19 protein-coding genes and 1 pseudogene are annotated in these 23,880 nt (G+C 59.6%); 14 read left to right on the top strand and 6 right to left on the bottom strand.

Annotated elements, in window-relative coordinates; genetic code table 11:
- Window positions 1–420 (bottom strand): FhaA domain-containing protein (locus DWX25_RS08980; RefSeq protein ID WP_117746479.1); only part of this gene is annotated, 420 nt, incomplete at its 3' end.
- Window positions 417–2,270, bottom strand: coding sequence for a serine/threonine-protein kinase (locus DWX25_RS08975; protein WP_117798909.1), 1,854 nt, complete (start codon window positions 2,268–2,270; stop codon window positions 417–419). The genes DWX25_RS08980 and DWX25_RS08975, both read right to left, overlap by 4 nt.
- 438 nt (window positions 2,271–2,708) lie before the next feature.
- Between DWX25_RS08975 and DWX25_RS08970 the strand changes: the two genes are divergently transcribed.
- From DWX25_RS08970 to DWX25_RS08945, 6 genes are all read left to right on the top strand, one after another.
- Window positions 2,709–4,844 (top strand): LuxR C-terminal-related transcriptional regulator, encoded by a 2,136-nt coding sequence (locus tag DWX25_RS08970; RefSeq protein WP_158557566.1) that lies wholly within the window; start codon window positions 2,709–2,711, stop codon window positions 4,842–4,844.
- 109 nt (window positions 4,845–4,953) lie between these two features.
- Complete coding sequence (locus DWX25_RS08965; protein ID WP_117742892.1) at window positions 4,954–5,466, top strand: hypothetical protein; 513 nt, start codon at window positions 4,954–4,956, stop codon at window positions 5,464–5,466.
- Window positions 5,467–5,517: 51 nt separating this feature from the next.
- Complete coding sequence (locus DWX25_RS08960) at window positions 5,518–6,405, top strand: ABC transporter permease subunit (RefSeq protein WP_117742891.1); 888 nt, start codon at window positions 5,518–5,520, stop codon at window positions 6,403–6,405.
- Complete coding sequence (locus tag DWX25_RS08955; RefSeq protein ID WP_117742890.1) at window positions 6,405–7,247, top strand: hypothetical protein; 843 nt, start codon at window positions 6,405–6,407, stop codon at window positions 7,245–7,247. The genes DWX25_RS08960 and DWX25_RS08955 overlap by 1 nt, the downstream gene beginning before the upstream one ends.
- Complete coding sequence (locus DWX25_RS08950; RefSeq protein ID WP_117742889.1) at window positions 7,238–7,882, top strand: ABC transporter ATP-binding protein; 645 nt, start codon at window positions 7,238–7,240, stop codon at window positions 7,880–7,882. Before DWX25_RS08955 ends, DWX25_RS08950 begins: the two co-directional genes overlap by 10 nt.
- Window positions 7,879–8,547 carry a DUF5028 domain-containing protein gene (locus tag DWX25_RS08945; RefSeq protein ID WP_147335815.1) on the top strand — a complete coding sequence of 223 codons (669 nt, stop codon included), beginning with the start codon at window positions 7,879–7,881 and terminating at the stop codon, window positions 8,545–8,547. The genes DWX25_RS08950 and DWX25_RS08945 overlap by 4 nt, the downstream gene beginning before the upstream one ends.
- Window positions 8,548–8,652: 105 nt before the next feature.
- Here DWX25_RS08945 and DWX25_RS09475 read toward each other — a convergent pair whose 3' ends face one another.
- Window positions 8,653–9,378 (bottom strand): hypothetical protein, encoded by a 726-nt coding sequence (locus DWX25_RS09475; protein ID WP_158557567.1) that lies wholly within the window; start codon window positions 9,376–9,378, stop codon window positions 8,653–8,655.
- Between the two features lie 115 nt (window positions 9,379–9,493).
- Here DWX25_RS09475 and dnaX point away from each other — a divergent pair, with 115 nt between their 5' ends.
- Window positions 9,494–11,962 carry a DNA polymerase III subunit gamma/tau gene (gene dnaX, locus DWX25_RS08935; RefSeq protein WP_158557568.1) on the top strand — a complete coding sequence of 823 codons (2,469 nt, stop codon included), beginning with the start codon at window positions 9,494–9,496 and terminating at the stop codon, window positions 11,960–11,962.
- A 21-nt stretch (window positions 11,963–11,983) separates the two neighbouring features.
- On the opposite strand, the gene DWX25_RS08930 is transcribed toward dnaX, so the two are convergent.
- Window positions 11,984–12,457, bottom strand: a complete 474-nt coding sequence (locus tag DWX25_RS08930; RefSeq protein WP_117763380.1) for a hypothetical protein — start codon at window positions 12,455–12,457, stop codon at window positions 11,984–11,986.
- Between the two features lie 341 nt (window positions 12,458–12,798).
- On the opposite strand from DWX25_RS08930, the gene DWX25_RS08925 reads away from it, so the two are divergent.
- The 6 genes from DWX25_RS08925 to nifJ all read left to right on the top strand — a co-directional run bounded on the left by DWX25_RS08925 (window position 12,799) and on the right by nifJ (window position 21,653).
- A complete protein-coding gene (locus DWX25_RS08925; protein WP_117798913.1) occupies window positions 12,799–13,119 on the top strand; it encodes a YbaB/EbfC family nucleoid-associated protein in 321 nt (106 codons plus the stop codon).
- Window positions 13,120–13,132: 13 nt separating this feature from the next.
- Window positions 13,133–13,729 carry a recombination mediator RecR gene (recR, locus tag DWX25_RS08920; RefSeq protein ID WP_089573257.1) on the top strand — a complete coding sequence of 199 codons (597 nt, stop codon included), beginning with the start codon at window positions 13,133–13,135 and terminating at the stop codon, window positions 13,727–13,729.
- A gap of 245 nt (window positions 13,730–13,974) precedes the next feature.
- The gene (locus tag DWX25_RS08915; protein WP_117798914.1) at window positions 13,975–14,880 is read left to right on the top strand and encodes a hypothetical protein; all 906 of its coding nucleotides are present in this window, start codon (window positions 13,975–13,977) and stop codon (window positions 14,878–14,880) included.
- Entirely contained in the window at window positions 14,877–16,721 is a 1,845-nt protein-coding gene (locus DWX25_RS08910; protein WP_117798915.1) for a hypothetical protein, read from the top strand. Before DWX25_RS08915 ends, DWX25_RS08910 begins: the two co-directional genes overlap by 4 nt.
- Window positions 16,722–16,724: 3 nt before the next feature.
- A complete protein-coding gene (locus DWX25_RS08905) occupies window positions 16,725–17,663 on the top strand; it encodes an FHA domain-containing protein (protein ID WP_117793959.1) in 939 nt (312 codons plus the stop codon).
- Between the two features lie 450 nt (window positions 17,664–18,113).
- On the top strand, window positions 18,114–21,653 hold the full coding sequence (gene nifJ, locus DWX25_RS08900) for a pyruvate:ferredoxin (flavodoxin) oxidoreductase (protein ID WP_117655974.1): 3,540 nt from the start codon (window positions 18,114–18,116) through the stop codon (window positions 21,651–21,653).
- Window positions 21,654–22,228: 575 nt separating this feature from the next.
- Here nifJ and DWX25_RS08895 read toward each other — a convergent pair.
- Together DWX25_RS08895 and DWX25_RS08890 are read right to left on the bottom strand one after the other, a co-directional pair.
- Window positions 22,229–22,753: a hypothetical protein gene (locus DWX25_RS08895; RefSeq protein WP_117798916.1), complete on the bottom strand. Its 525-nt coding sequence runs from the start codon at window positions 22,751–22,753 to the stop codon at window positions 22,229–22,231.
- Between the two features lie 2 nt (window positions 22,754–22,755).
- Entirely contained in the window at window positions 22,756–23,172 is a 417-nt protein-coding gene (locus DWX25_RS08890) for a DUF3830 family protein (protein WP_117798917.1), read from the bottom strand.
- Between the two features lie 604 nt (window positions 23,173–23,776).
- Between DWX25_RS08890 and DWX25_RS08885 the strand changes: the two are divergent.
- Window positions 23,777–23,880 (top strand): annotated as a pseudogene (locus tag DWX25_RS08885) (carbamate kinase); the annotation flags it as partial.

Here is a 23,880-nt window from a genome sequence, read left to right as displayed (position 1 = left end):
GGAGTTGTTCTGGCCCAGGCCGTTTTGATAGGCGCGCTCTTCTTCGTACAGGCGGCCGAGCGTGGGGGCATCGACGTTCTCGGCAAAGACCGAGAACTTGCCGGCGCGCAGCTGCGGATCGATCATAAAGCGCACGAGGGGCTCGCCGACAAAGACATAGCGGCGCTTTTCGGCCTGCGCCTTCACGAACTCGCGGACCTCGCGCGAAAGCTCGGGGTAGAACGGGGCGAGCATGGGATCGTCGTCGGCGGCGATAAGGATGGTATAGAGTGCCGGCGCCGTGTTGACGCCGTTGATCACCAGAGTCTGATCCTCCATGTCGCGAGCGGCCTGCTTGGCAAGCTTCTTAAAGGAGAACGGGGCACGGGTGGCACCGAAGATGCCGGCCACGTGGTCCTCGAAGATGTTCAGGAAGTTCACGAAAGATCACTCTCCGTATAGGTTCTTTGGTATCCGAGCAAATATAGGCATATCCCAACGATTATAGAGGATAGGATTCCCGCAACCGCCGCCTTGGCGATGACCGCGGCTGCAAGGCTGGCAATTTCCATATGGTGTGCAAGACAGGACGCCGCTGCGCAGCCGATGCCGGTGACAGCGATGGCGGCGATTGCGGCAAGGTTTGAGCCCTGATTGGCACGCTTGGCATGGACATTGAGCAGCGCAGATGACGCCGCGGCAGTTGCCGCGACCAGCACAAAGGCAGCCCAAAGGAGCGGGTCTCCCAGCGCTGCGGCAACGTTACCGAGCCCCAGCACGCCTCCGGCTGAAAGCGCGACCGTGGCCAGACGGGCAAAAAGTGCGCCCATGCCCGTTGCCGCGGCGGCGCTTGCCGGGCCGAGCCAAAATGACGCGACGCCGGCGGTGACCCCAGCTGCCAGGAAGGTATTGCCGGTCAGACAGCCAAGCGCGAGTGCACAGGTGAGTGCGGCGCTCGCGGCAGCCTCGGTGCGACCCCAGGCGATCCACCAACCGGACATGGCGGCGGCAAAGATCACCGCGACGGGCAACATCGACAGGATGCCCTGCGCCTGCATGGTGGCGTTTGCCATGAGCACCAAAAAGCCCACGGCCGAGATGGCCGAGCCAATCTGGGGGGCCAGGCCGGCCGCCGCTCCGATCGCGATAGCCGCAATGACCAGGCCGGGAAGCGCCGCGACCCCAGCCGTTTGCATCAGCAAAAAGCTAAAGGTGCCGCACGCTAGCGCCGAGATAGCGCGCATGGTGTAGTCGCGCGCATGGCTCCAGCGCGTGCCCGCCCAGCCGAGTGCGGGGTCGACCTCGATGGCGTCGTCCTCGTAGTACGACGGCTCGATATCGTCGAGCTCCTGCTCGTCATCCGAAAGCTCGCCAACCATTTGCTCCAAGCTGCGACGGCCCTCGCGTACGCTGCCCAGACCGGCAAGGAGCTGGTCGCAAAATGCCTCGATGCTGCTGGGGCGGTCCTGCGGCATGGGGGAGAGCGCGCTCATGAGCGCGCTCTCGGCTCCCGGGGGGAAGTGTGGTATCAGCTCGCTGGGATAGGTGGCGCCGCCGATGATACGGTCGAGCGAGTCGGCGGGCGTGGCCGCCATAAAGGGAGCGCTGCCGCACAAGCCCTCATAGATAACGCAGGCAAGGGCAAAGACATCAGCGCGTTCGTCGACCGTGCCGGTCTCGATATCGAGCTGCTCGGGCGGCATGTAGCCGATGGTGCCGCCGCGCGAGCCGCCAAAGCCACCGGCGGACGACAGCCGCGCCATGCCAAAGTCGGTGAGCTTTACATTGCCCGAGTGGTCGATGAGCACGTTGGCGGGCTTAATGTCCAGGTGGAGTACGCCATTACTATGGGCGAAGGTGAGCGCCTGGCCCAGGGCATCGGCAATGGCCGCGGCCTCGTCGAAGGTAAGTGAGTGGCCGTCCACGCGATGCAAAAACTCGGCTAGCGACATGCCATCGACATATTCCATAACCAGGTAGGCATAGGCGGTGTCGTGCGTAAAGTCGATAACCTGCACGATATTGGGATGTTGAAGCATAGCGGCAGTGTGCGCCTCGCGCAGGACATCCATGATGTCGCTGGCGGGCATGCCGGAACCGTTGATAAGGGGGATGCGCTTAATGGCGACGCGGCGGCGCAGGTGCGTGTCGCGGCAGATCTCGATGGAGCCAAAACCGCCGGTCGCAAGCGTCTCGAGCGGCTGGTACCGCTTGAGCAGCTCGCGAGAGCTGGTGCCCTCCAAAGGAACGTCCGGCGAGAACCGGGCGGTATGTTGCGAGAAAAGCGGCATGGCCAACCCTCGTGCGTTTAAAGTTCGTTTGCGAGCGGCGGGCGCGGGGCCAAGCCGTTCGCGGTGGCATAGATGCTGCTAGTGTAGCACGCTCGGGCAGATGGCGAGGAAACGGGGATGAGGTGGCCCGATCGGTTCGGGTCGTTTCGGCTCGTTCGGAAAGTGGGGGACCGGTTTTCAACCAAATAATGGGATGCGCTTTCCAAAGGGGGCAGCTTGCGGAAGCTGCATCCCAGAATAATGGCCTGGAACGGGACGGACTTTCCGAACCGGCGCTTAAAAGGAAACCGCATCCCATTTTGGAGCGGGGACTGCGGACAAAAGCTGGACCGTGATCTGGCTCGGATTGGAGTTCGCCTGAATCGTTGATGCTGGCTGGTGTGGGAACAGAGATAAACGAGCGGCTCGAGCGATATAATGACACGATATGGAGGCCATATGCTTTTTTCCCGCCGTTCTGCTACATCTGCCTGCGCCATTGCGCTTGTCGTAATGGCGGTCACCCCTTATCACCGGTTTTCATCTTCAATCGGCCTGGCGTCAGGTGCAATGACCTGGCTCGTTATCCTGGGCGCATGCCTCGCGGCGTTTGTTCATGGTGCTGCGCTATGCAAGGGGGGAATGAGACGGCCGAGGCATCTCGGTGCTATCGGTGTTTTCCTTGGTGTTATTGCAATGGTTCCCGAGTGGGTTGACTTGGCCTTCTATGCTCGCGGAGATTCTATTCCATTCGTGTTTGCACCGATCTGGCTGTTGCATGGCGTTTCGTGCGTCTCGTGCTTTGCTGGGGCGTTGCTCCTCTCATATGTTATTTGGGACACGGCGGGCTCTCCTTTGACGCAGGGGGCGACGCCGACCGACGAAAGAGAGAATCGTCGCCTGCAGAACGCGATTTTTACAGAAACAATAGCCGTCCTGTCTTGCCTGCTGTTTTGCTGTCGAGTTTCATGGAGAATTGTCCCCGAGCCATGGGGGATACCCTCTGTTTCGGCCGCATCAATTGGCCTTGCGCTTTTAATTCCGTTGGTCTATCTCGCATTGGCTGTGGCCCCGCTGTTTCGCTGCTCCCGCGCCTTTGGTCGGGGGCAGAGCGACGTGTTTGCCCGTTCTGTGCTCGTGGCACTCCCTATTGGCCTTGTTCCGGCTGTTGAGGCGGCATACTTCGCAAGCGATGCCGCGATCATTGCATTGCTTGCGATGGGGTCTGCTATCGCCGCTGCTTTCGTATGCATGTTACTAAGGAGAAAACGGGACAACAATTCGGATATCGCCCACGCGTCTGACCCATTCGATGCGGAGGCGTTTTCCCCTGCCCTGTCGCCTAGAGAAGAGCAGTTTGTTCGACTGCTGCTCAAAGGGAAAACGCCGGCGGAAATTGCCAAGGAGACGGATACGAAGCCATCGACGGTGCGAACAACGCTTCACCGAGCATACGGGAAGGCGTCAGTTGCGGGCTCACGCGAGCTCGTGGCGTTGTTTGCGGGTGAGGGTGATACTGTAGGGCCTGAGCTGCCGCAGCGGCATGCTGACGATATGTTGGCATCAGCTCGAACGCGCCGGCTGTTTCGATACCTGCTCACATTATTTTTTATCCTCCTTGCGGCTGGACCGTTGGTAATGGCGGATAGCGATTGGGGATCCGGTGTTTCGTGGGCTGTCGCTTTTTCTCTCTCAAGCTATGCATTGGGTCTCGGACTGCTTCTGTCGCTACGCTACGCGGGTGGAAAACCGAATCGTGAAGCTGCGCTGGATAGAGCAGGTGAGGCGATTGAGCTCGGAGGTCCGTGCATGTGGGCGATACTGTCTGCTGCGGAATGGTCTTTTATCTATATCTCGACATGGAGGTGCATACGCGTTCCGTTGATGGCTGTGCCGGTCCTGTTTTGCGGCGTGGCGTCTACAGCTTCGCTCGCTGTTGGGCTGCGTCCGTTTAAGGTGCATGCCCGTGCTCGGGCTATCGTGCCATTGGTGTCAATAGGTGTCGCTGCTTCAATCTATGCGGCCAGTAGGGGGCGAATTCATGGGTTCGTGGTGCTGGCGGGGATGCTGCTCACATATGTAGTGCTGCGAAGCTGTCCGCAGCGCAAAATGCTTGGGGTATGGATGCTTTGCTTTGGGGCGACGGCTCCTGTCTGGGTCGTCTTGCTCAACATGGCGCAGGATCTGATGGTTTTCGAGCCGCTGTTCCTTGCGTCGCTGTTGGGGTATAGTTCGGCTGTCAATGTCGTCGTGGCAACGGTGGTCGTCTGCTGGTCTGTGCCCATGTTCGTCACGCACATCGCGCTCGCCCACTCGGTTGAGAACGAGAGGGCCGTCTTGGAGTACCGTGCGAATGGGTTCACCGAAACGGCTCGCGTGCGCCAGCTGGCTTTGCTTACATCGCGCTCCCTTTCTGATGTTCAGTCGCAAATTTTGCTGATGACGGCAGAGGGCGCAACGACAAAGACCATTGCGGAGGACGTAGGTTATGCTGCATCTACGGTGCAAGCGTTGCGATCCGCATCTTATCGCCAGTTGAAGATCAAGAACAAAGCGGAGCTTATTTCATTGTTATCGCAGGTGGATAACGTGTAAACGCCTGGATTATCAACTCAATAGCGAGTGTTTACAGACATCTTTCTCCATTCATGCAAAGGTTGCCGTGCGTCGACGCATTGTTAACCGCTTTTGATTGGAGAAGGTCATGATTAAGTTAAAGAACGCCATTGGCCGCATCGGAGTGAGCCTTGCGATTATTGCGGGGCTTTCCCTGGGGGCTCCTATCGTATCGTTTGCTCAGGAGGAGTTTGACACTTCTCAGGTTTCAAGCGTTACGCAGAATGCCGACAGCGGAATAGCGACTTGTGTTAACAACGCGGATACGGGATTTAGTTTCCAATGTTCCGGGACAAGCGCGACGGGCTATCGCCGGAAAGACAATTCTTCCTCGCTCTATATCAACATCTTGGGGTATTCGGGCAAGCCACTTCGTTTGTATGTGGATGGAGCTTACAACACAAACGGTAGCGGTGGCGCAAATTGCACCGAGGGCGTATATCGTTCCAACCATTATGGAAAGTGGGAGATGTACAACCAGGTTCGCGAGAGCGGGCGTTCAGCGGCTCGTCTGACGGCTTGGGCTGAGTCTGGCTATGGCACCGTTAATGGAGTCTGGAGTCCTGATTGCGTTGGGCGCTTCTCGAAGTTGCCGGCGTAGTTTGAATGGATACCCGCCCGGGCCAGCGGGCCTGGGCGGGAAGGAGGATTCATGATTAACAATAAGGGAGTCCTGCGGCACGAGCTGCACAAGACGTTCCGCTGCCCGCTGTTTGCTGCCTCCCTCGTCATGGGCGTTTTGATCGCGTTGGCGGCTGCTGTTGAGTCGTGGTGTTACCTGAATCAAGAGCGGAATAATCTACTCTCTTTCGGTTATGGGCTTGGCCTGCAAGCGCAGCACTATCTTGGACAAACGCGCGAGAGTAGTTTCGGCAACTGGATAGTCGTGAGCGCAAATGCGCCACTATCGGCGACTATTTTTTTCTACATCTTGCCGCTGCTCGCTCTCTTGGCGGGATCCTGGTCATGTCTGGCTGAGCGGTTGAACGGTTACGACGCCCAACTATGTACGCGCGTGTCGAGGAGGCTTTATATCAACGTGAAGCTCATCTCGTCATTCCTCTCGGCATTTGTTGTAACTGCCGTACCGCTCGCCGTTAATTTTCTCATCGTATCGATGTTGTTTCCCGCGTATATGCCCCGGGTCGATGAAACGACATACGTTGGCCTTTACTTGCACAGCTATTTTTCTCTTCTTTTTTATACTCAGCCCTTGCTCTACGTATTGGTTTATACGCTGTTCGATGCAGTGACGCTGGGGGTTTTATCCATGGCCGTGACCGGTCTGTCGGTTGTGTTTCGCAGCAGAGTCAAGGCTGTGATCGTTCCGTATCTACTCATGGTTGCGTGGCACTTTGTTAATGACTGGATTTTTAGCGTCTTGCAGTGTATTGGATTCAACTGCAACATTCTCAACAGCATTAGATCGGAATCGCTCAATAACTGGCCCGACATTCGAGCGGGGATTGTAGAGATCGTAGCCCTGCTTATTGTTTCGCTGTTTTTTGCGAAGGTGTTGGAGAGGCGCGAGGTGATTTGATGTTGTTTCGATTGCTCGCGGCGGATTTGAGAACCGTATTGAAGAGGAATGCTGTTGCTTTTATTGCAATGGCGGTCATGTCGATTGCGAACTTGGTCTATGCGTATGGACTGTCCGTGATATATGGTACTAAAACGGAAATATTGGGGTTTGCAGATAATTTCGCGCTGGTTTTTGCCGGGTCGACTCCGTTTGAGTTTAGGCCGGGGGCCATGTTCGTTCCTCCACTTGGCTGGCTGTTTCTCACCCTGCTCATTCTCTATACAACCCTCGATTATTCAGTCGAATCATTGCGGGGGTTCGGCTTGCAGACGCTTGTCCGGTGCCGTACGAGGTGGCTGTGGTGGGTGTCGCGGTTTGTTTTGGTTACGGTGGTAACGACAATCTCACTGCTCGTGGTGGTCTGCTCTGTTGTGCTTTGGAGTTTGGCAACGGGCGCCTCTTTTAGCACGGTTATACATAGCGAGTCGCTTCAACTTGTAAGCTTAGGCAAGGATTTTCTTACATCGAGCGAAGCGGATGGACTGCCGTTTTTCGCGGGTCTATTTCTTGCTTTTGAATCGCTTGCCTTTATGCAGCTTGCAGTTGGATTTGCATTTGGGCCATCGGTCGCGTTTGTGACGCTCGTGAGTTATTTGATTTGCTCGGCATATACAAGTCATTGCGCGTTGTTGGGAAACGCATTGATGCTTCTGCGCTGGGACGGAATGGTGAAAGGGGGCGTCTCGGTGGCTTCGAGTGCGCTGGTCTCACTTGCGATCATGGCGGCTTGTTTATTGATGGGCGGATTTTGGTTTTGGCGAGCCGATTTTATAGAAAGGAAGGGCACGGTATGGCTGTAAACGTTAAAAACGTATCGAAGCGAATCGGTAAAATTGACGTTTTGCGCAATGTGTCTATCGAGATAAATCCGGGCACCGTTGTCGGGCTTCAGGGCATTAACGGCTCGGGCAAAACCATGCTCATGCGAGCGGTTTGTGGACTAATTAAGCCAACTAAAGGCGAGATTATTATCGATGGACAAAGGCTTGGAATGGATATTTCGTTTCCGCCAAGTCTGGGAATGCTGATCGAAGCGCCTTCTTTTATGGGCTACCTATCCGGCTATGACAACTTGGAGCTCATCGCCAAGATCAAAGGTGTTGCTGCCGATGAGGATATCCGTTCTGCTCTGCGACTTGTGGGGCTTGATGCTGACGAGAAGAAGAAGTTCCGGACTTACTCGCTCGGCATGAAACAACGTCTGGGGATAGCTGCGGCAATTATGGAAAAGCCGAAGCTGCTTGTTCTCGATGAGCCAACGAATGCCCTCGATGAAGCGGGCGTTGAAATGCTCAAGCGCGTCGTCTCGCTGGCAGCTTCAGCGGGCCGTGAGGTTCTTTTGTCTAGCCATGACGGGGAAGTGCTCGCGGAACTTGCCGATAGGGTTTATTGCATGCGCGATGGCGCCATCGCCGAAGTGCGGGAAAGGCTGTGAGTGAGATGGAATCGGCTCTTTTGACGAGGAGATCCGCGCTCGCGCTCTGCGGTTGCGCTGTAATTGGTGCGGTTGGTGCAAGGATAAGCGCTGTTAACGCCAATAGAACGGTGATTCCTGAGAAGTATTATCCTGCGGGGAAATGGCTTTCGATGGACGGTGCATACTTTGGTTCGAAGGACAGCCCAACTTCGGGATATTCATTCTGCGTGGATGATGCGGCGTTGATGACGCCACGGGAATATCTTAGACGGTCTCATGACGACTATTCAAAATACGGAGACGTGAATGTTGAGACGAGCCTGAAGGACGCTAATTGTAAGTGCGTCATTGCGGTTAAAATGCGCGTGCGGAACAGGGATAACGAAGACGGTGGAATCAAAACGTACCTTTGGCATCTTGTGCCAGAGTCTTCTCCAAATTACGACTTTGTGGTCAATACGGATTTAATTTGTCAGGCGATGCCGGTTTTAGGCGGGTCTCCAGCATTTGCCGTGGAGGTTGGGGCAGAAAACGAGTTGCTCGTCCCATTTATGATGCAAAACACCAACGACTATTTCGAAGATTACGAAACCGTCCGTTTTGAGAAAGCATTTCCCGGGACTTACACGATGAAGATGACCGATCTGCCGGAGCGAAGGCTCTTAAGGTTTGAAGTGAAATAGCTCGAGAGTTAGGCAAAACGGGTCCATCGGCAGTACGCGCGCCCGATTTCAGGCGCCCCGACCCGGAATCGGGCGCGGGACGAGGCACCTTCGGTGTCGGCCAGCCTAGCGCCTCTTCTTGCTCTTCTTCTGCTTGCGCTGCTTGCCCTTGTCGCCCTGGGGTTTGTCGGCCTTGTCGCCCTGCTTGGCCTCGGCGGCAGCCTTCTCGGCCTTCATTTTCTTCTTCTTGGTCTCGATGCGGAGTTTTTTGTTGATGCGCGCCTTAAGGAAGGCGCCAAACTGCTCGGCATCGCCGCGAACAAAGGTGTCCTTGGGGATCGTCACGCCCTGGTCGGCGAACATGGCCACAAAGATGCGCTCGCCGTCGAGTACGTGGTCGAGCTTCTCAAACGGGAAGAACTGCGACTTGCCGCTCTTGCCCCAGACCATCAGGCCGTCTTCGTTGGCGGCGACGCGGCGATAGCGGCCGCCCATGGACTCGTCGGCCTCGACGGCATCGATAAAGTCGCGGGCGAGCGTGTGGTGCAGGTTTTTGCTCCACCAGGCCAAAAAGGTGCCGAACACGATCAGGACGACGCCAAACTTGATCCAGTTGCCGCCGGCCACCAGCATGCCAACGCCCAGCAGCGCGGCAATTGCCGCGGCGACATACAGCGAGCCGCGACGCCTGGGCGAGGCGACCAGACGGGCGAAGTCGGTGACGAGGTCGTTTTCGTACTGGTACTCGTTGAGGTACAGGATGCCGTCATCGGCTGCTGCCTGCTTCTCGAGCGCGACCTCGATCTGGTCGGCTGCTTCGGAGGGAACGAGGTTACTCTCTGCGTCTGCCATGCTCTTTGGACTCCTATCGCGGCGGGCTCGCCGTACGGGTTATTATGAATGCAGTATGCCGTGCGACCGCATGGCCGTCGCGGCAACAAGACTCAGTATACCCGGGGGAGCACCCATGGAATCGTTGTACCGAAAGTATCGCCCGCTCACCTTCGACTCCGTGGTGGGCCAGCAGCATATCGTCTCGACGCTCGAGCACGCCATCACCGAGGGGCGCCTGTCCCACGCCTACCTGTTCTGCGGACCGCGCGGCACGGGCAAGACCACTATGGCGCGCATTCTGGCCAAGGCACTGCTGTGCCACAATGCCGAGGCAGCGCGCGCCGAGGGTGCAAGCGGCTGCATGCCCGACGGCACCTGTGAGGAGTGCGAGCTCATTGCCGAGGGCAACCATCCGGACGTCTACGAGCTCGATGCCGCAAGCCGTACCGGCGTGGACAACGTGCGCGAGGAGATCATCAACTCCGTCAACTTTGCCCCGGTGCGCGGCAAGTACAAGATCTATATCATCGACGAGGTCCACATGCTCACGACGGCGGCGTTTAACGCGCTGCTCAAGACGCTCGAGGAGCCGCCGGCACACGTGATCTTTGTGCTGTGCACTACCGACCCGCAAAAGATTCTGGAGACCATCCTCTCGCGCTGCCAGCGTTTCGATTTCCATCGCATCGGCAACGAGGATATTGAGCATCGCCTGGCATACGTGTGCGAGCGGGAGGGCTTCGATTACGACGATGAGGCGCTGGCTATCGTGGCGCGCCACGCCAAGGGCGGCATGCGCGACGCGCTCTCCACGCTGGAACAGCTGAGCGTCTTCGGCAACGGCACCGTGCATGCGGACGATGCCCGCTCGCTTTTGGGCGAAGTTTCGGACCAGATTCTGGGCGAGTTTGCGCGCGCCATTGCCGATCGTGATGTCGCCGATCTGTATGGGCTTATTCGCGCGCAGGTCGAGGAAGGCAACGATCTGCTGGAGCTGACGCGCGACCTGGTGGCGCACGTGCGCGACGTGTACGTGGCATGCGTTGCCGGCGCCCGTGCCGAGCTGTTTGAGGGCGGCTCCGAGCAGGCCGAGACGCTTGCTGCTGAGGCTGCTGCCTTTGGCGGGCATCCGGCCGACCGCCTGGCCCGCGTGCTGACGGTGCTCGACGATGCTGCGCTGGAGATGAGGGGCGCGAGCGACGTACGCCTGGTGCTCGAGATCGCCTGCACGCGTCTGGCACGTCCCGAGGCTGATTTAACGATTGAGGCATTGGCCGAGCGCGTGGCACGTTTGGAGGCCATGGTTGCCAATGCGGCGGTACCGGCGAGCGTGGCTGCTGCTCAGGCCGCCGCGCCTGCAGCATCCGTACCCGCTGCTGCCCAGCAGCCGACGCTCATTTCGGGCGCCCGTGCTGCCGCTCCGGCGGCATCCGCTGCCCCCGCTGGTACGTCCGCGCGCCAGGGCGGTATGCCTTGGGACCGTGGTGCTGCCGCTCCGGCGGCTCAGCCTGCGCCCGTGTCAGCTTCCAAGCCTGCAGCGCCTGCACCTCAGTCTGCGCCGGCTCCGATGCCTCAGCCCGTTGCGGCCCCCGCGCCTGCCACCGCTCCGGCACCTAAGCCCCAGTCCAACAATGCCGCCCAGGTTGCCGCCGCCGGTACTGCCGAGACGCCCGCGGTCGAGGATGCCGGAGAGCTGCAGCGCAAATGGGCCGAGGTTGTCGAGCGTGTCAAGGCGCGTCAGGCTTCCTACGCAGGGCTTTTGCTCAACGCTCGCGCCACGGCCGACGACGGCTCCAAGCTCACGGTCTCGTTCCCCGCGGGTTCGACTTTTGCCATCAAGATGCTCGGTCGCGCCGATACGCAGTCGGTGGTCCTGCCGACGGTCTGCGCGGTCTTCGGTCGTCGTACCGTCGACTATGTCCTGGATGGGGGTGGCACGCCGGCTCCTCAACATGAGGAGCATTCTCCATCTGCACGGGCTGCGGCATCTGCGGACCCGCAACCCGTGTCCTCGGCGGCCCCTGCATCCTCGAGCGCCAGCGCAACGCAGCCAAAAGCAGCACCGGTAGCGGCACCGACCCCGTCGGCGCCTAAACCCGTCACGGCCAAACCGGCTGCTCCGACACCCGCGCCCAAGCCCGCCTCGCCCGCGCCCAAGTCATCCGACCTGGGCAAGGCCCCCTGGCTGCGCTCGGACAATCCCGCCGGCGCTCCTGCCACGGGCAAGCTCCCGACCGAGCCTGCGCCCCGCGCTCCCGAGCGCGCGTCCGCTCCCAAGGCTCAGCCGTCCGTGCCGTCTGCACCGTGGGAATCCGAGCAGGTACCCTACGACGACGCCATGGTTGGCGGTTTTGCCGCCGACACGGGCGGGGACGATCTGCCCCCGTTCGACGTGCCGGGTGCGGCGTCCGCGCCCAAGTCCGCTGCAGCTGCCCCCAAAGAGGAGGACGCTTCTGCAGCTCCCTGGGAGTCCAACCCCGGCGCCGGCAGCCCCTTCGGCCATCAGGGTGCAGCCCCGAGCATCCCGCAGACCGAGGACGAGGCCAAAGCCCTCATCCGCAGCGTCTTCGGCCAGTCCACCATCTTCAAGCCGGTGGAGTAGCTGCGCAGGCGGGTATACTGCTCAAGAAGAGAGCCCCTTGCCCGGGCGCATCTGTATTTCGGACATGTGTAGTGTGGTGCCGCTTATATCGCATTCGAGCAGACAGGTACGCGACGGTCGTCCTAGGGTGCTGAGGTCGACACGATACGTCGCACGACTGTCTGTGTACTCGACTTGCATGTCGTTGGCAACTGCTCCGATTGTCAAAAAAGAGCCTGGCTCGGCATCAACAATCTTGGAATCTTTTATCTTGACCTTGAGCTCTTGGTAAAGGGACGGGCTGTTGTAGTAAACGGTCCGGGTCCCGTCGGTGCACTCATCGGTCGCTTCCCATTTGACGACGGGCTGGTCCGAGCTGGCTATCAGCAGTTCTGCTCCAAAGGCTATAGCATGGGTGATGACAACCAGTAATGCCCAGCCGACAAAGAGATAGAGAACCACATATGCAACGGGGTGTTTTGAGCGGATGTTTTGGAGCGCGTCGGGGGCATTCATGGGGGCACCTCCAAATTGCTGTCTGTGACAATCAAATTATACCCTGCCATCATGAGCGCCGCCTCGAGCAGCGGTTCGGCATTTAGCCATTTAGTGGTACGCAGAAAATGTCGGATTCCGGCTCTACAAGATTTAGCTTTCAATATTATGCAGATGCGAATTATTCAACTTCGCATAATCTTTGGGTGCGGCTTGCACTCCAGGACATGTATATCGACTGAGGTAGCGTGTCCGCCCCGCTTGCTTGCCCCGCGCCGTGGTACGATTTTTGAGTTTGAAAGTCCCGTCGCGCTCCGGCTGCCCTTGCAGCTTGTCGCGCGGCCGCACGTAAAGGAGCCATCATGGCCGGTATGAACATGCAACAAATGATGAAGCAGGCTCGCAAGATGCAGGAGCAGCTTGCCGCCGCGCAGGAAAACCTTAAGTCCCAGACCGTCGACGCCTCTGCCGGCGGCGGCATGGTCAAGGTGACCGTTAACGGCGAGATGGAACTCGTCAGCCTCACCATCGATCCCGATGCGCTCGATCCCGAGGACGTCGATATGCTGCAGGACATGATCATGGCTGCCGTCAACGAGGCCGTTCGCGGCGTCAACGAGCTCGCCAACAAGCAGATGGGCGCCATCACCGGCGGTCTCAACATCCCGGGCATGCCGTTCTAAGACGCGCATATATATGAGTGCCAACCATAGCCTGCAAAAATTGCTCGATGAGCTGGGCCGCCTGCCGGGCATTGGCCCCAAGTCGGCTCAGCGCATCGCCTATTACCTGCTCGAGGCCGATGCCGAGGAGGCGCGTCGCCTGGCCGAGGCCATCCTGGAGGTTAAGCAGGAGGTTCACTTTTGCAGCCGCTGCTTTAACTACGCCACGGCCGACGAGTGCTCCATCTGCCAGGATTCGATGCGCGATACCACTCGCATTTGCGTGGTGGGCGAGCCGCGCGATGTCCAGGCGATAGAGCGCACGGGCAGCTACCATGGTCTCTACCACGTATTGGGCGGCGTGATCAGTCCCATGGACAAGATCGGCCCCGAGCAGCTGCACATTCGTGAGCTGCTGGCACGCTTGGGCCACGAGGACATCCACGAGGTCATCATCGCCACCAACCCCAATATTGAGGGCGAGACCACGGCGAGCTACCTGGCCCGCACTATCAAGCCGCTGGGCGTCGAGGTGTCGCGTCTGGCAAGCGGCCTTCCCGTGGGCGGCGACCTGGAGTATGCCGACGAGCTTACGCTTGGGCGCGCCATTGAGGCCCGTCGCACGATTTAGGTGGCGAGCCTGCTCCTGCCGTATGTTATCCTCGCGACGCACGGGGTAGCCATAATTTCCCCGTGCGACTGTAAGTTTGTTGTGCAACAAAGATGCTTTGTATCCGCTTATCGCATGGATGCTTTCATTCGCATCCTTAATTTGCCCATTCGTTTCGCAACCTTTTGGGTTCGCTGATACACTCAAATATGGATTCGAATGAATGCGCCGCTCCCGAGCGGCGTGTTTTTGTTGGAGGAGAACGCATGCGGCCCGGTGGCACTCAGACAAAGCGCGGCGCCGCGGTGCGCATGCGACGCCGACTGGGCTTGGCGCCGCGGGCGTACGCACTGCTGTCTTGCTCGCTGGTGCTGGTCATAGCTGGCGTTTCTGTCTATGGCATGACCGTGCCGTCCATGATGCAGGCGCATGCCGCACGCGAACCGCGCGTGGGGCATGAGGTCAAAAGTGACCTGGGCACCACGACTGGATATGCTTGGGCAAGTGTGGTCGCGCATATTGTGTTTGGCACCGACGACGCGAACGGCGCCGAGGCCCCAGACAACGAAGTCACGCTTGCCAATGGCAAAACCATCGTGCTCACCAACACCAAGATCATCGATCGGTTGTCCGACAATAGCGTGGCGGCAACGGTGAGTAAGGTCGAGCAGCAGAAGGAGCAGGACGCCCAGCAGTCCGGAAAGCCCGGTAGCTCGGATACTTCTGGCTCCGGCTCGGATTCGTCGAGTTCGGGCGGCGGCTCAGGATCGGGTTCCTCTGCCGGAGGGTCTGGAAACGGCGGCTCGACGGGCGGCAACACTGACAACGATGCAAACTCCGGTGGCCTTTCCGCTGCTGAGGAAGAGAGCATTCACAGTTGGCTTGTGACCAAGTACAACATGCTCGACGGCTATGTTTCTCGTGCCAATGACGTGGTCTCGACCTATAACTCTACGGGAGATCCCAGGCCGTGCGACAGCCTGGTCGGGGAGATGTTTGTCATTCGAGCTGAGTTCGGTCGTCAGACATTCTCGCCCCGGTCAAAGTGGTATCAGCAGTACGCCAATCTGTGGGGCTGTTACACCAACCTATGTCAATGGGTCGGCCATTACGGCGATGATGACGTCGCGCTCGGTAACTTCAACAATAACGTGGCGGCGCTTGCCCTATGATGACCGATCTTGCATCCACCACACCACAATCGCTCGGTCGCGATCCCATGGTCGGCCTGCGCTTGGCGCGTGTCGACGGGTTTGAGCCGGCCATTGCGCTCGGTCAGGACGAACTGCCTGCCTATCTGCGTCGTTTTACGATGCTGTTTGCCGACGATGCCACCATGCGCCGTGGCGGTATCGGCCGCGTGACGCGTGCCGCCAACGCCCAAGGCGAGGCCGTGGCGCTCAAGCAGCTCATCTTGCCGACGCGCGATGAGTTTGACGACGATGCAACTCACGAGGCGCTGGTCGCCAAGTTCAAGGCGGCGTTTCGCGAGGAATATGAATGCCATCGCGCCCTTTCGGGCCTTAAGGGCTTTCCCCGCCTCTATGGCTGGGGCGAGGTCGACGGTGTGCCTGCAATTGTCATGGAATGGGTCGAGGGCGAGACGCTCGCCCGCTTGCGTTCGCGACTCGCCGTGGACGATGCCGGACGCCTGTCGCCGCTTGTGGCGGCGCGTTTGGGTCGCGACCTGTTCGATCTGCTCTGCCGTATGAGCCTGGTGGGTGAGGGCTTTGTCCATCGCGATATCTCGCCCGCTAATATTATGGTGCGTACGGCGCGTCTACCGCTTGACCGGCAGCTTGCCGAGGGCACCTTTGACCTGTGCCTGATCGACTTTGGCTCGTCGCTGGCGCTTGAGCCTGCGTCGGCCGTGGCCGGTGCCGGCGGCAAGGCGTCGTTTACGGAGCGCTATGCCACGCTGCGTCGCGCGACGGTTGCCTATGCCCCGCCCGAGATGCTCACCGACGATATTCCCGACCTGCGCGCTTTGCGTATGTCGCCGGCGATCGACGTCTATGCCGCGGCAAGCACGGTTTACGAGCTTATTGCCGGCGTCGCGCCATACGGAGCCGCGCCGAGCACTTCGGGCGCCTCGGGTTCGCGCAAAAAGACGCGCGACATCGCCAGCCCCTACCGTCTCAAGATGGACACGCGGCCCGACTATCCCATTGGTGCCCATGCGCCCGGTTGCGATTTGACTCAGCTGCTTCGTCGTGAGCCCGATGTGGCGCTCGCCGCGGCCGAGCAGGCCCAGCAACTGGGGCTTGAGCCGGATTCCGAGGAGCTACGCGATGCGCTGGCGTTTGTCGATGCCCAGCTGTTCGACGTGGTGATGGCCTGTCTGTCCAGCTCTCAAAAAGATCGTCCCGAGCCGGCGGCGGTCGAGGCGGCACTCTCGGCGTTTTGTGACCACTATGCGCAAAATGTCGGTCGTTCGCTCCGTGGCGAGCCGCTCACGCCGTGCCCCATGGATGCGTCCGGCCGCGCGGTTCGTCGCGCGCTGATGGTCGGCGCGGCGGTCGTCTGCGGCGTGGTTTGGGCTGTGGTCGTGGTTTCGGCCGCGCTGCTGGCATCGGGCACTCGCGTGACGGCGACTTTGGGATCGCTCGTGTGGTCTGGGTCGCTACCGGGTATTATTGCCGCACTGGCGTTGGCGCTGCCAGGCATAGCCGGCGTTGCCGCGGGGGCACTTGCGCGCGATCGGCGCTCGGGGTTCCTGCAGGGTGTGCTTGCGCTTTCTGCCTGCGAGGTTCCGGTATTGGCTGTGGCTGCATGTAGCGTATTTTCTCAACGCGCCGTGATGGGCGGCCTTGTTGCCGCTCTGATTGCAACCTATACGCTTACGTGGTTTTTGCTTGCGATGGGCTTTGCCTTTGAACTTCCCGTTTCGGCACCGCGACGCACAAAAGCCCAGATGGCGACTCCGCTTGCTGGTGGCGCCGCAGCTGCCCGCACTTTTGGCGGACCTGTCGAAGTATCGTCCGATTCTATTTCTACGACCAAGGAGGCCTAGGTCATGGCATCTCAAGTTGGGCTCACCCCATGCGGCGCCATGTTTGATATCTTTAAGCGCGCGGCGCATCTGAGCCATATCGAGCTGTGTGGCTTGGTGCTTTCGTCCCGTCCGCTCGCCGATGGCCGCAGCCCGCAGAGCCGAGCCGCCGATCGCTCTTGGGTTTCCCGCTTTATCGTTCGCGCGCCGGTCGGCACGCTTCAGCAGCGCTACTTTGCCGAATACGGTACCTCGGCTGCGCGTATTATGTCGCAACTGGCCCTGCGCCAGCGCAATCCCATGGACTCCACGGCTGTAATCAATATGGTCTGCGGTCCTGCAGGTGAACCGATGGTACGCGCGCTCGAAGAGTGCCACCAGGACACGAATCTCTATCGCAACGCGCTCGATCGCCTGTCCCAGGCGGCGGAACTCATGCCCGCCGAGCGCGCCGAGGCCGTGCTGGTGCTGTTTGTCGCCGTCGGTTGTTCGGCGGATGTGCGGTCCTCGGTGAACTATGCCATCGACTACGCGCACGCGACCTGTGGCGGAGGCACATCCACGCCGCGTTCGCTTGGCATGTCGATGACCGCGGGCGAACGCGAACCCGCCCCGGCGCACCCTTTGGGCTTGCTGCGCATACAAAACAGTTTTGTCGTGAGCGCCCCGCGCTGGATTCAGCCGAGTGAGCAGGGTGTTGAGATTGGCGCGCTGGCCACTGGTGAGGGCGATATTACCGACGTCGGCGACGATGTCTCGGCCCGCCATGCCCATATCTGGTGCGATGCTCAAAATATCTGGCACGTCGAGGACTTGTCGTCCACCAACGGAACCGTGGTGGTAAACGGGGCCACGCGTGTCTGCATTCAGGTCGAGCCCGGTCGTTCCGCCCAACTCAATCCCGGCGACGAGCTCAAGCTCGGCGAATCCACTACCTACGCCATCCTCTTCGGTGCCCTCTAGCCGGCAGATAGGGACGCTCCTTTTCTGCCGGCACTTGGGGACACTCCTTGTCGCGCCAGAGCCAGTCGCCCGGGGATGGAGGGGCCATTTTGGCCCTTGGCGGTCACCCAAGGCAAACCTTTACCGCCCACCTATATTTGACGAAATATAGCTTGGCGGCGGGGTACAATAAACCCGCATGCGGATTTCCGTTGCGGGCGCTTCCCATCGCCGGGGCGTGCCCGGGAGCATCCGGCATGCGGCCTTTGCGGCGCTCGGTCATGTGCAAGACGGGCGGTCGAGTCTGTGGGGTGCATCAGCTGCCCCTCGCCTCGGCATGCCTTCTCTCCACGCCATGTACCTGCTGCTCAGTCTGCCTGCCAGATGATGGAAGCAACAGCGAAAATCCCATCACGCCAACATCCCGGCGATCGCCGGGGCCTGTATACCTATATGAGAGGAGAGGGGTATATGGCGCGTAAGTTTAAGTCTATGGACGGCAACGAGGCGGCCGCATATGTTTCGTATGCGTACACCGAGGTAGCGGGAATTTATCCCATTACGCCGTCCAGCCCGATGGCCGACCATGTCGACCAGTGGGCGGCCCAGGGTCGCAAGAACATCTTCGGCACCCCGGTCAAGGTCGTCGAGATGGAGTCCGAGGCAGGTGCAGCCGGTACCGTTCACGGTTCGCTGGGCGCCGGTGCTCTGACCACCACCTACACGGCTTCTCAGGGCCTGCTCCTGATGATCCCGAACATGTACAAGATCGCGGGCGAGCAGCTCCCGGGCGTTTTCCACGTCTCCGCGCGTTGCGTCGCTTCGCACGCCCTGAACATCTTCGGTGATCACTCCGACGTCATGGCCTGCCGCCAGACCGGTTTCGCCATGCTCGCCGAGGGCAACGTCCAGGAGGTCATGGACCTCTCGCCGGTGGCTCACCTTGCCGCCATCGAGGGTAAGACCCCGTTCCTTAACTTCTTTGACGGCTTCCGCACCAGCCACGAGATCCAGAAGGTCGCCATGTGGGACTACAAGGATCTGGCCGAGATGTGCGACATGGACGCCGTCCAGGCTTTCCGCGACCACGCACTCAACCCTGAGCACCCGCACACCCGCGGCAGCCACGAGAACGGCGATATCTTCTTCCAGAACCGCGAGGCCTGCAACAAGGTCTACGACGAGCTCCCTGCCGTCGTCGAGGGCTACATGAAGAAGATCAACGAGAAGCTCGGCACCGATTACGGCCTGTTCAACTACTACGGCGCTCCCGATGCTGACCGCGTCGTCGTGTGCATGGGCTCCTTCTGCGACGTGCTCGAGGAAGTCATCGACTACCTCAACGCTCACGGCGAGAAGGTTGGCCTGGTCAAGGTTCGCCTGTTCCGTCCGTTCTCCATCAAGCACTTCGTCGACGTTCTCCCCGAGACCGTCCAGAAGATCGCCGTCATGGACCGCACCAAGGAGCCGGGTTCCATCGGCGAGCCGCTCTACCAGGACGTCGTCTCCGCTCTCTACGAGGCTGGCAAGACGGGCATCAAGGTCGTCGGCGGCCGTTACGGCCTGGGCAGCAAGGACACGCCTCCCGCGTCCGCATTTGCTGTCTTTGAGGAGCTCAAGAAGGACGAGCCCAAGCGCGAGTTCACCATCGGCATTGTCGACGACGTGACCAACCTGAGCCTGCCTGAGGCCGAGGATGCGCCCAACACCGCAGCCCCCGGCACCATCGAGTGCAAGTTCTGGGGTCTGGGTGGCGACGGTACCGTCGGCGCCAACAAGAACTCGATCAAGATCATCGGCGACCACACCGACAAGTACGTCCAGGCCTACTTCCAGTACGACTCCAAGAAGACCGGTGGCGTCACCGTCTCGCACCTGCGCTTTGGTGATTCCCCGATCCGTTCGCCGTACTACGTGACCAAGGCCGACTTTGTCGCCTGCCATAACCCCAGCTACATCGTCAAGGGCTTCAAGATGGTCCGCGACGTCAAGCCGGGTGGCACCTTCCTGGTCAACTGCCAGTGGAGCGACGAGGAGTTCGCCGAGCACATGCCCGCCGTGGCCAAGCGCTACATCGCGAACAACAACGTCAACGTCTACCTGATCGACGCTATCGACCTGGCGGCCAAGGTCGGCATGGGCAAGCGCACCAACACGGTGCTCCAGTCCGCCTTCTTCGCGCTGGCCAAGGTCCTGCCCGCCGAGGACGCCCTGCAGTACATGAAGGACGCGGCTACCAAGTCCTACATGAAGAAGGGCCAGGCCATCGTCGACGCCAACCATAAGGCCATCGATGCTGGCGCTACCGCCTTCCGTAAGTTCGAGGTTCCGGCCGACTGGGCTACCGCCGAGGATGCCGCTCCCGTCGAGCTCTCCGAGGAGACCAAGTCCGCCATCGCTCAGCAGGTCAAGAACCTGCTCGAGCCCATCGATCGCATGGATGGCGACAGCCTGCCCGTTTCCGCCTTTGTCGATTGCGCCGACGGCCAGTTTGAGCTGGGCGCCTCCGCATACGAGAAGCGCGGCGTCGCCGTGGTCGTTCCCCACTGGGACGAGACCAAGTGCATCCAGTGCAACCAGTGCGCCTATGTGTGCCCGCATGCCACCATCCGTCCGTTCGCGATGACCGAGGACGAGGCTGCCGCCGCGCCCGAGGCTACCCGCACGCTCGACGCTATGGGACCCAAGGCCAAGGGCATGAAGTTCACCATGGCCGTGTCCCCGCTCGACTGCATGGGCTGCACCAACTGCGTCAAGGTCTGCCCCAAGGGCGCCCTCGAGATGGTTCCCACCGAGCAGGAGATGGACCAGCAGCCCGTTTGGGACTACATGGTCGAGAACGTCTCCGAGAAGAAGGAGCTCATCGCGGCCAACGTCAAGGGCAGCCAGTTTAAGCAGCCCTACCTGGAGTTCTCGGGCTCCTGCGCCGGCTGCGCCGAGACCGCCTATGCACGTCTGGTGACCCAGGTCGCCGGCGACCGCATGTTCATCTCCAACGCCACCGGCTGCTCCTCCATTTGGGGCAACCCCGCTGCCACCGCTCCTTACTGCAAGGACAAGGACGGTCACGGCCCGGCGTGGAACAACTCCCTGTTCGAGGACAATGCCGAGCACGGTCTGGGCATGGCCGTGGGTTATGAGGCCGTTCAGCACAAACTGATCGCCGCTACCCAGGACATCATCGCTGCCGATGGTCCGTCCGATGAGCTCAAGGCCGCCGGCCAGGCTTGGATCGACTCCGTCAACGATGCCGAGGCCTCCAAGACCGCTGCCGCTGCCTACGTTGCCGAGCTCGAGAAGTGCGGCTGCGACGCTTCCAAGGCGATTCTCGCCGACAAGGCTTACCTCACCAAGAAGTCCTTCTGGATCTTCGGCGGCGACGGCTGGGCCTACGACATCGGCTTCGGTGGCCTGGACCACGTCCTGGCTTCCGGCCACAATGTCAACGTCTTCGTCTTCGATACCGAGGTCTACTCCAACACCGGTGGTCAGGCCTCCAAGGCCTCGAACCTGGGCCAGGTCGCTCAGTTTGCCGCTGCCGGTAAGGTGACCAAGAAGAAGTCTCTGGCCGAGATCGCCATGAGCTACGGCTACGTCTACGTGGCACAGGTTGCCATGGGCGCCAACCCGGCTCAGACCCTCAAGGCCATCCATGAGGCCGAGGCCTACGACGGCCCGTCCCTCATCATCGGCTACAGCCCCTGCGAGATGCACTCCATCAAGAAGGGCGGCATGCAGAACTGCCAGGCCGAGATGAAGAAGGCTGTCGAGTGCGGTTACTGGAACCTCTTCCGCTTCAACCCCGAGGCTGCTGCCGGCAAGAAGTTCTCGCTCGATTCCAAGGAGCCCGCGGGCGGTTATCAGGAGTTCCTGATGAACGAGGCCCGTTACGCTTCGCTGACGCGTTCCTTCCCCGAGCGCGCCGAGGAGCTCTTCAAGGAGAACGAGCAGGCCGCCATGGATCGCTACCAGCACCTGCTGAAGCTCAAGACGGTGTACAACGAGGCCTAGGTCTCTCACCGCAGGATCTGAGGGCTGACCTTCGCGGACGTCCTCGGACATGAAAGAACCCCCGCTGCGCACTTCGTGCGGCGGGGGTTCTTTCGTCCTGCGGAATGTCCGCGAAGGTCAGCCCTCAGATCCTGCTACGACTACGTCCTCGGATTGTGGGGCTGAACGGGGGGGCGTGGTTGGCAGGGCCTTTTGTCCCGGTTGCTGTTTCGCGGCATTGCCGCGAAACCACGCGCTTCTCTGGGTATAGAGGGGGAGCTGATAACAAGCAACGCCTTATTGGAGTTGTTTTGCCAGTTCAAAAGCCCATCAATGATCTTACTGGGTGGCATTAAAACTCCTAAATGACAAAAATTGGTAGATAGGATTGCCCCTATAAGTACGAAAATTGGCAGTTAGAAATGACCCAAATCATACAGAAATTGGCAGATAGCGAAGATTCGCTTAGGTCTCAAAGCCATCGAACCGGCGCGGTACCATGCAAAAAGGCTGGGGACGCTGTTGCTTGCGTCTCCAGCCTCTTGATTACTACTTTGGGCCCCGTGATGGGGTGTGGTTGGTGCTGCTAGTCCGGTTTACCTTGTCTCGCCGGTTTCGGTGCGCAGACGGTAGCCGTGGACCAGGTCGCTGATGGCCGGCCAGGGAATCTGGCGATCGACCCAAAATTGCAGCTGGACCAGATAGCGCTCGGTGGCGCGGGTGAGGGCGGCAAACTGCTCATGGGTCTCGACCTGGGCGTAGAGGTCGCGGCTGCGGGCGAGGATGGCGGTCGTGTCGTCCATCTTGCCGGTGACGTCGAAGGCTCCCGAGAACCAGTCGCACAGGCGCGCGGCGCTGTTGTTGAGGGTGGCCAAGTCAGCGGTGTTGCCGTTGACGTTCTCGGCTGCCTGGGCGCGCAGGAGCGAAAGGGCGTCGGCAGCGTTCATGCAGTAGCCGACGGTAAAGTTCCATACTGCGAACTCGCGGCCAGTGTCGAGCTTGCGGCGACGCATATAGTCGATATCGCGCGGCTCCTCAAGCGTCATTTGGTCGGCAAGGGCTTCTAGCGAAGTGGTGTACTCTGCAAGGTCGAGTACAAGCAGGGTGTCGATATTCATCATCTTTAGGCCTCCGCTTCGATCTCGACGATTTCGTTTTTGATGTACATGCCCTGATTGTCCCAAATGTTGCGACAAGCGGTGGCAAAGCGCTCGCGGTCGGCCTCGCAGATGCGGGCAAACATGTTGCAGGTGCCAAAAGGCTCGCAAACATCAAAGAAGATACAGACCGAAGACCAGCCGCCGTACCAGCTCACCGCACCCGCCGGCTCGTTAAGGACGGGATTCTCGATGTGCTCGTAGTTGGCGATGGGGCCCGATACGGGATAGGTCACCTCGGTATCGCAAATCTTTGCCGAGAAGATGCGCGACTCGACCGGACAGGACGCTTCGAACAATCTGCATGCTTCGGGCGCTTTGTCCCAGAGCATGTCGGCGAGAAACGTCTCACCATTCAGCGTAATCTTGAGCATTTTTGTCATAGTAAGGACCTCCTCAATCCGTCGCTCAAGGGGCTCGCTGGCGGATAAAGGAGAAGACAGCCACGGGGTCGCCGAACCCAAACTTCACGACAGATGCCTGCCGCCCCAGCCCGTGCTGTACTTGGCTAAAGTATCACGCCTTGAGAGCCGAAGCAATATCCCTGTTTAGATTTTTTTGGACGCTTGGGCACAGCGCAACTTGTTCTCAGTTGCTTACCGCAGGGTGAAGCACGATCGACTATCCTTTCTGTTGGATGAAAAGCCCCATGTTTTTGCAGGGGTGCATACTCGTCTCATTTATGTATAGAATCGCGTATAGTGCGAGTAAGATATTGCGCTGTCCGTTTTGTGTTTAGCAAAGATATAGTTTGCATAATCTGCTCTAATCTCTGCTCTATTTAAATAAAGTTGCACGTAAATGGCTTAGATATGCCTGAGCTGGGCTTCTTTACGCTGAGCGGGTAAAAACGACCGTTCGCCGCTTAGGTATTTTCAAAATGAATAAAATGAGCGATAAAGAGAATATAAACCTTAATAAACTCGCGTATTGCACGGACGCGGGTTATTAATGGGTTGTAGGCCTTTTACAGAAAGGATTCCAGCAATGTCTAAGCCTCTTGGTAAGCCCGATCGTATTGTCGTCGCCCTTGGCGGCAACGCCCTCGGCAACAACCCCGTCGAGCAGATCGAGGCCGTGAGCAACACCGC

It is taken from the genome of Collinsella sp. AF18-8LB, assembly GCF_003459795.1.
GTDB lineage: Bacteria > Actinomycetota > Coriobacteriia > Coriobacteriales > Coriobacteriaceae > Collinsella.
This window is presented reverse-complemented; position numbering and strand designations above follow the sequence as displayed.

What these genes read in the sequence shown, in the direction of transcription:
- DWX25_RS08975 (WP_117798909.1), bottom strand. Translation starts at nt 2,270, where the DNA reads ATGCCGCTTTTCTCGCAACATACCGCCCGGTTCTCGCCGGACGTTCCT.
- DWX25_RS08970 (WP_158557566.1), top strand. Translation starts at nt 2,709, where the DNA reads ATGCTTTTTTCCCGCCGTTCTGCTACATCTGCCTGCGCCATTGCGCTT.
- DWX25_RS08965 (WP_117742892.1), top strand. Translation starts at nt 4,954, where the DNA reads ATGATTAAGTTAAAGAACGCCATTGGCCGCATCGGAGTGAGCCTTGCG.
- DWX25_RS08960 (WP_117742891.1), top strand. Translation starts at nt 5,518, where the DNA reads ATGATTAACAATAAGGGAGTCCTGCGGCACGAGCTGCACAAGACGTTC.
- DWX25_RS08955 (WP_117742890.1), top strand. Translation starts at nt 6,405, where the DNA reads ATGTTGTTTCGATTGCTCGCGGCGGATTTGAGAACCGTATTGAAGAGG.
- DWX25_RS08950 (WP_117742889.1), top strand. Translation starts at nt 7,238, where the DNA reads ATGGCTGTAAACGTTAAAAACGTATCGAAGCGAATCGGTAAAATTGAC.
- DWX25_RS09475 (WP_158557567.1), bottom strand. Translation starts at nt 9,378, where the DNA reads ATGGCAGACGCAGAGAGTAACCTCGTTCCCTCCGAAGCAGCCGACCAG.
- dnaX (WP_158557568.1), top strand. Translation starts at nt 9,494, where the DNA reads ATGGAATCGTTGTACCGAAAGTATCGCCCGCTCACCTTCGACTCCGTG.
- DWX25_RS08930 (WP_117763380.1), bottom strand. Translation starts at nt 12,457, where the DNA reads ATGAATGCCCCCGACGCGCTCCAAAACATCCGCTCAAAACACCCCGTT.
- DWX25_RS08925 (WP_117798913.1), top strand. Translation starts at nt 12,799, where the DNA reads ATGGCCGGTATGAACATGCAACAAATGATGAAGCAGGCTCGCAAGATG.
- recR (WP_089573257.1), top strand. Translation starts at nt 13,133, where the DNA reads ATGAGTGCCAACCATAGCCTGCAAAAATTGCTCGATGAGCTGGGCCGC.
- DWX25_RS08915 (WP_117798914.1), top strand. Translation starts at nt 13,975, where the DNA reads ATGCGGCCCGGTGGCACTCAGACAAAGCGCGGCGCCGCGGTGCGCATG.
- DWX25_RS08910 (WP_117798915.1), top strand. Translation starts at nt 14,877, where the DNA reads ATGATGACCGATCTTGCATCCACCACACCACAATCGCTCGGTCGCGAT.
- DWX25_RS08905 (WP_117793959.1), top strand. Translation starts at nt 16,725, where the DNA reads ATGGCATCTCAAGTTGGGCTCACCCCATGCGGCGCCATGTTTGATATC.
- nifJ (WP_117655974.1), top strand. Translation starts at nt 18,114, where the DNA reads ATGGCGCGTAAGTTTAAGTCTATGGACGGCAACGAGGCGGCCGCATAT.
- DWX25_RS08895 (WP_117798916.1), bottom strand. Translation starts at nt 22,753, where the DNA reads ATGATGAATATCGACACCCTGCTTGTACTCGACCTTGCAGAGTACACC.
- DWX25_RS08890 (WP_117798917.1), bottom strand. Translation starts at nt 23,172, where the DNA reads ATGACAAAAATGCTCAAGATTACGCTGAATGGTGAGACGTTTCTCGCC.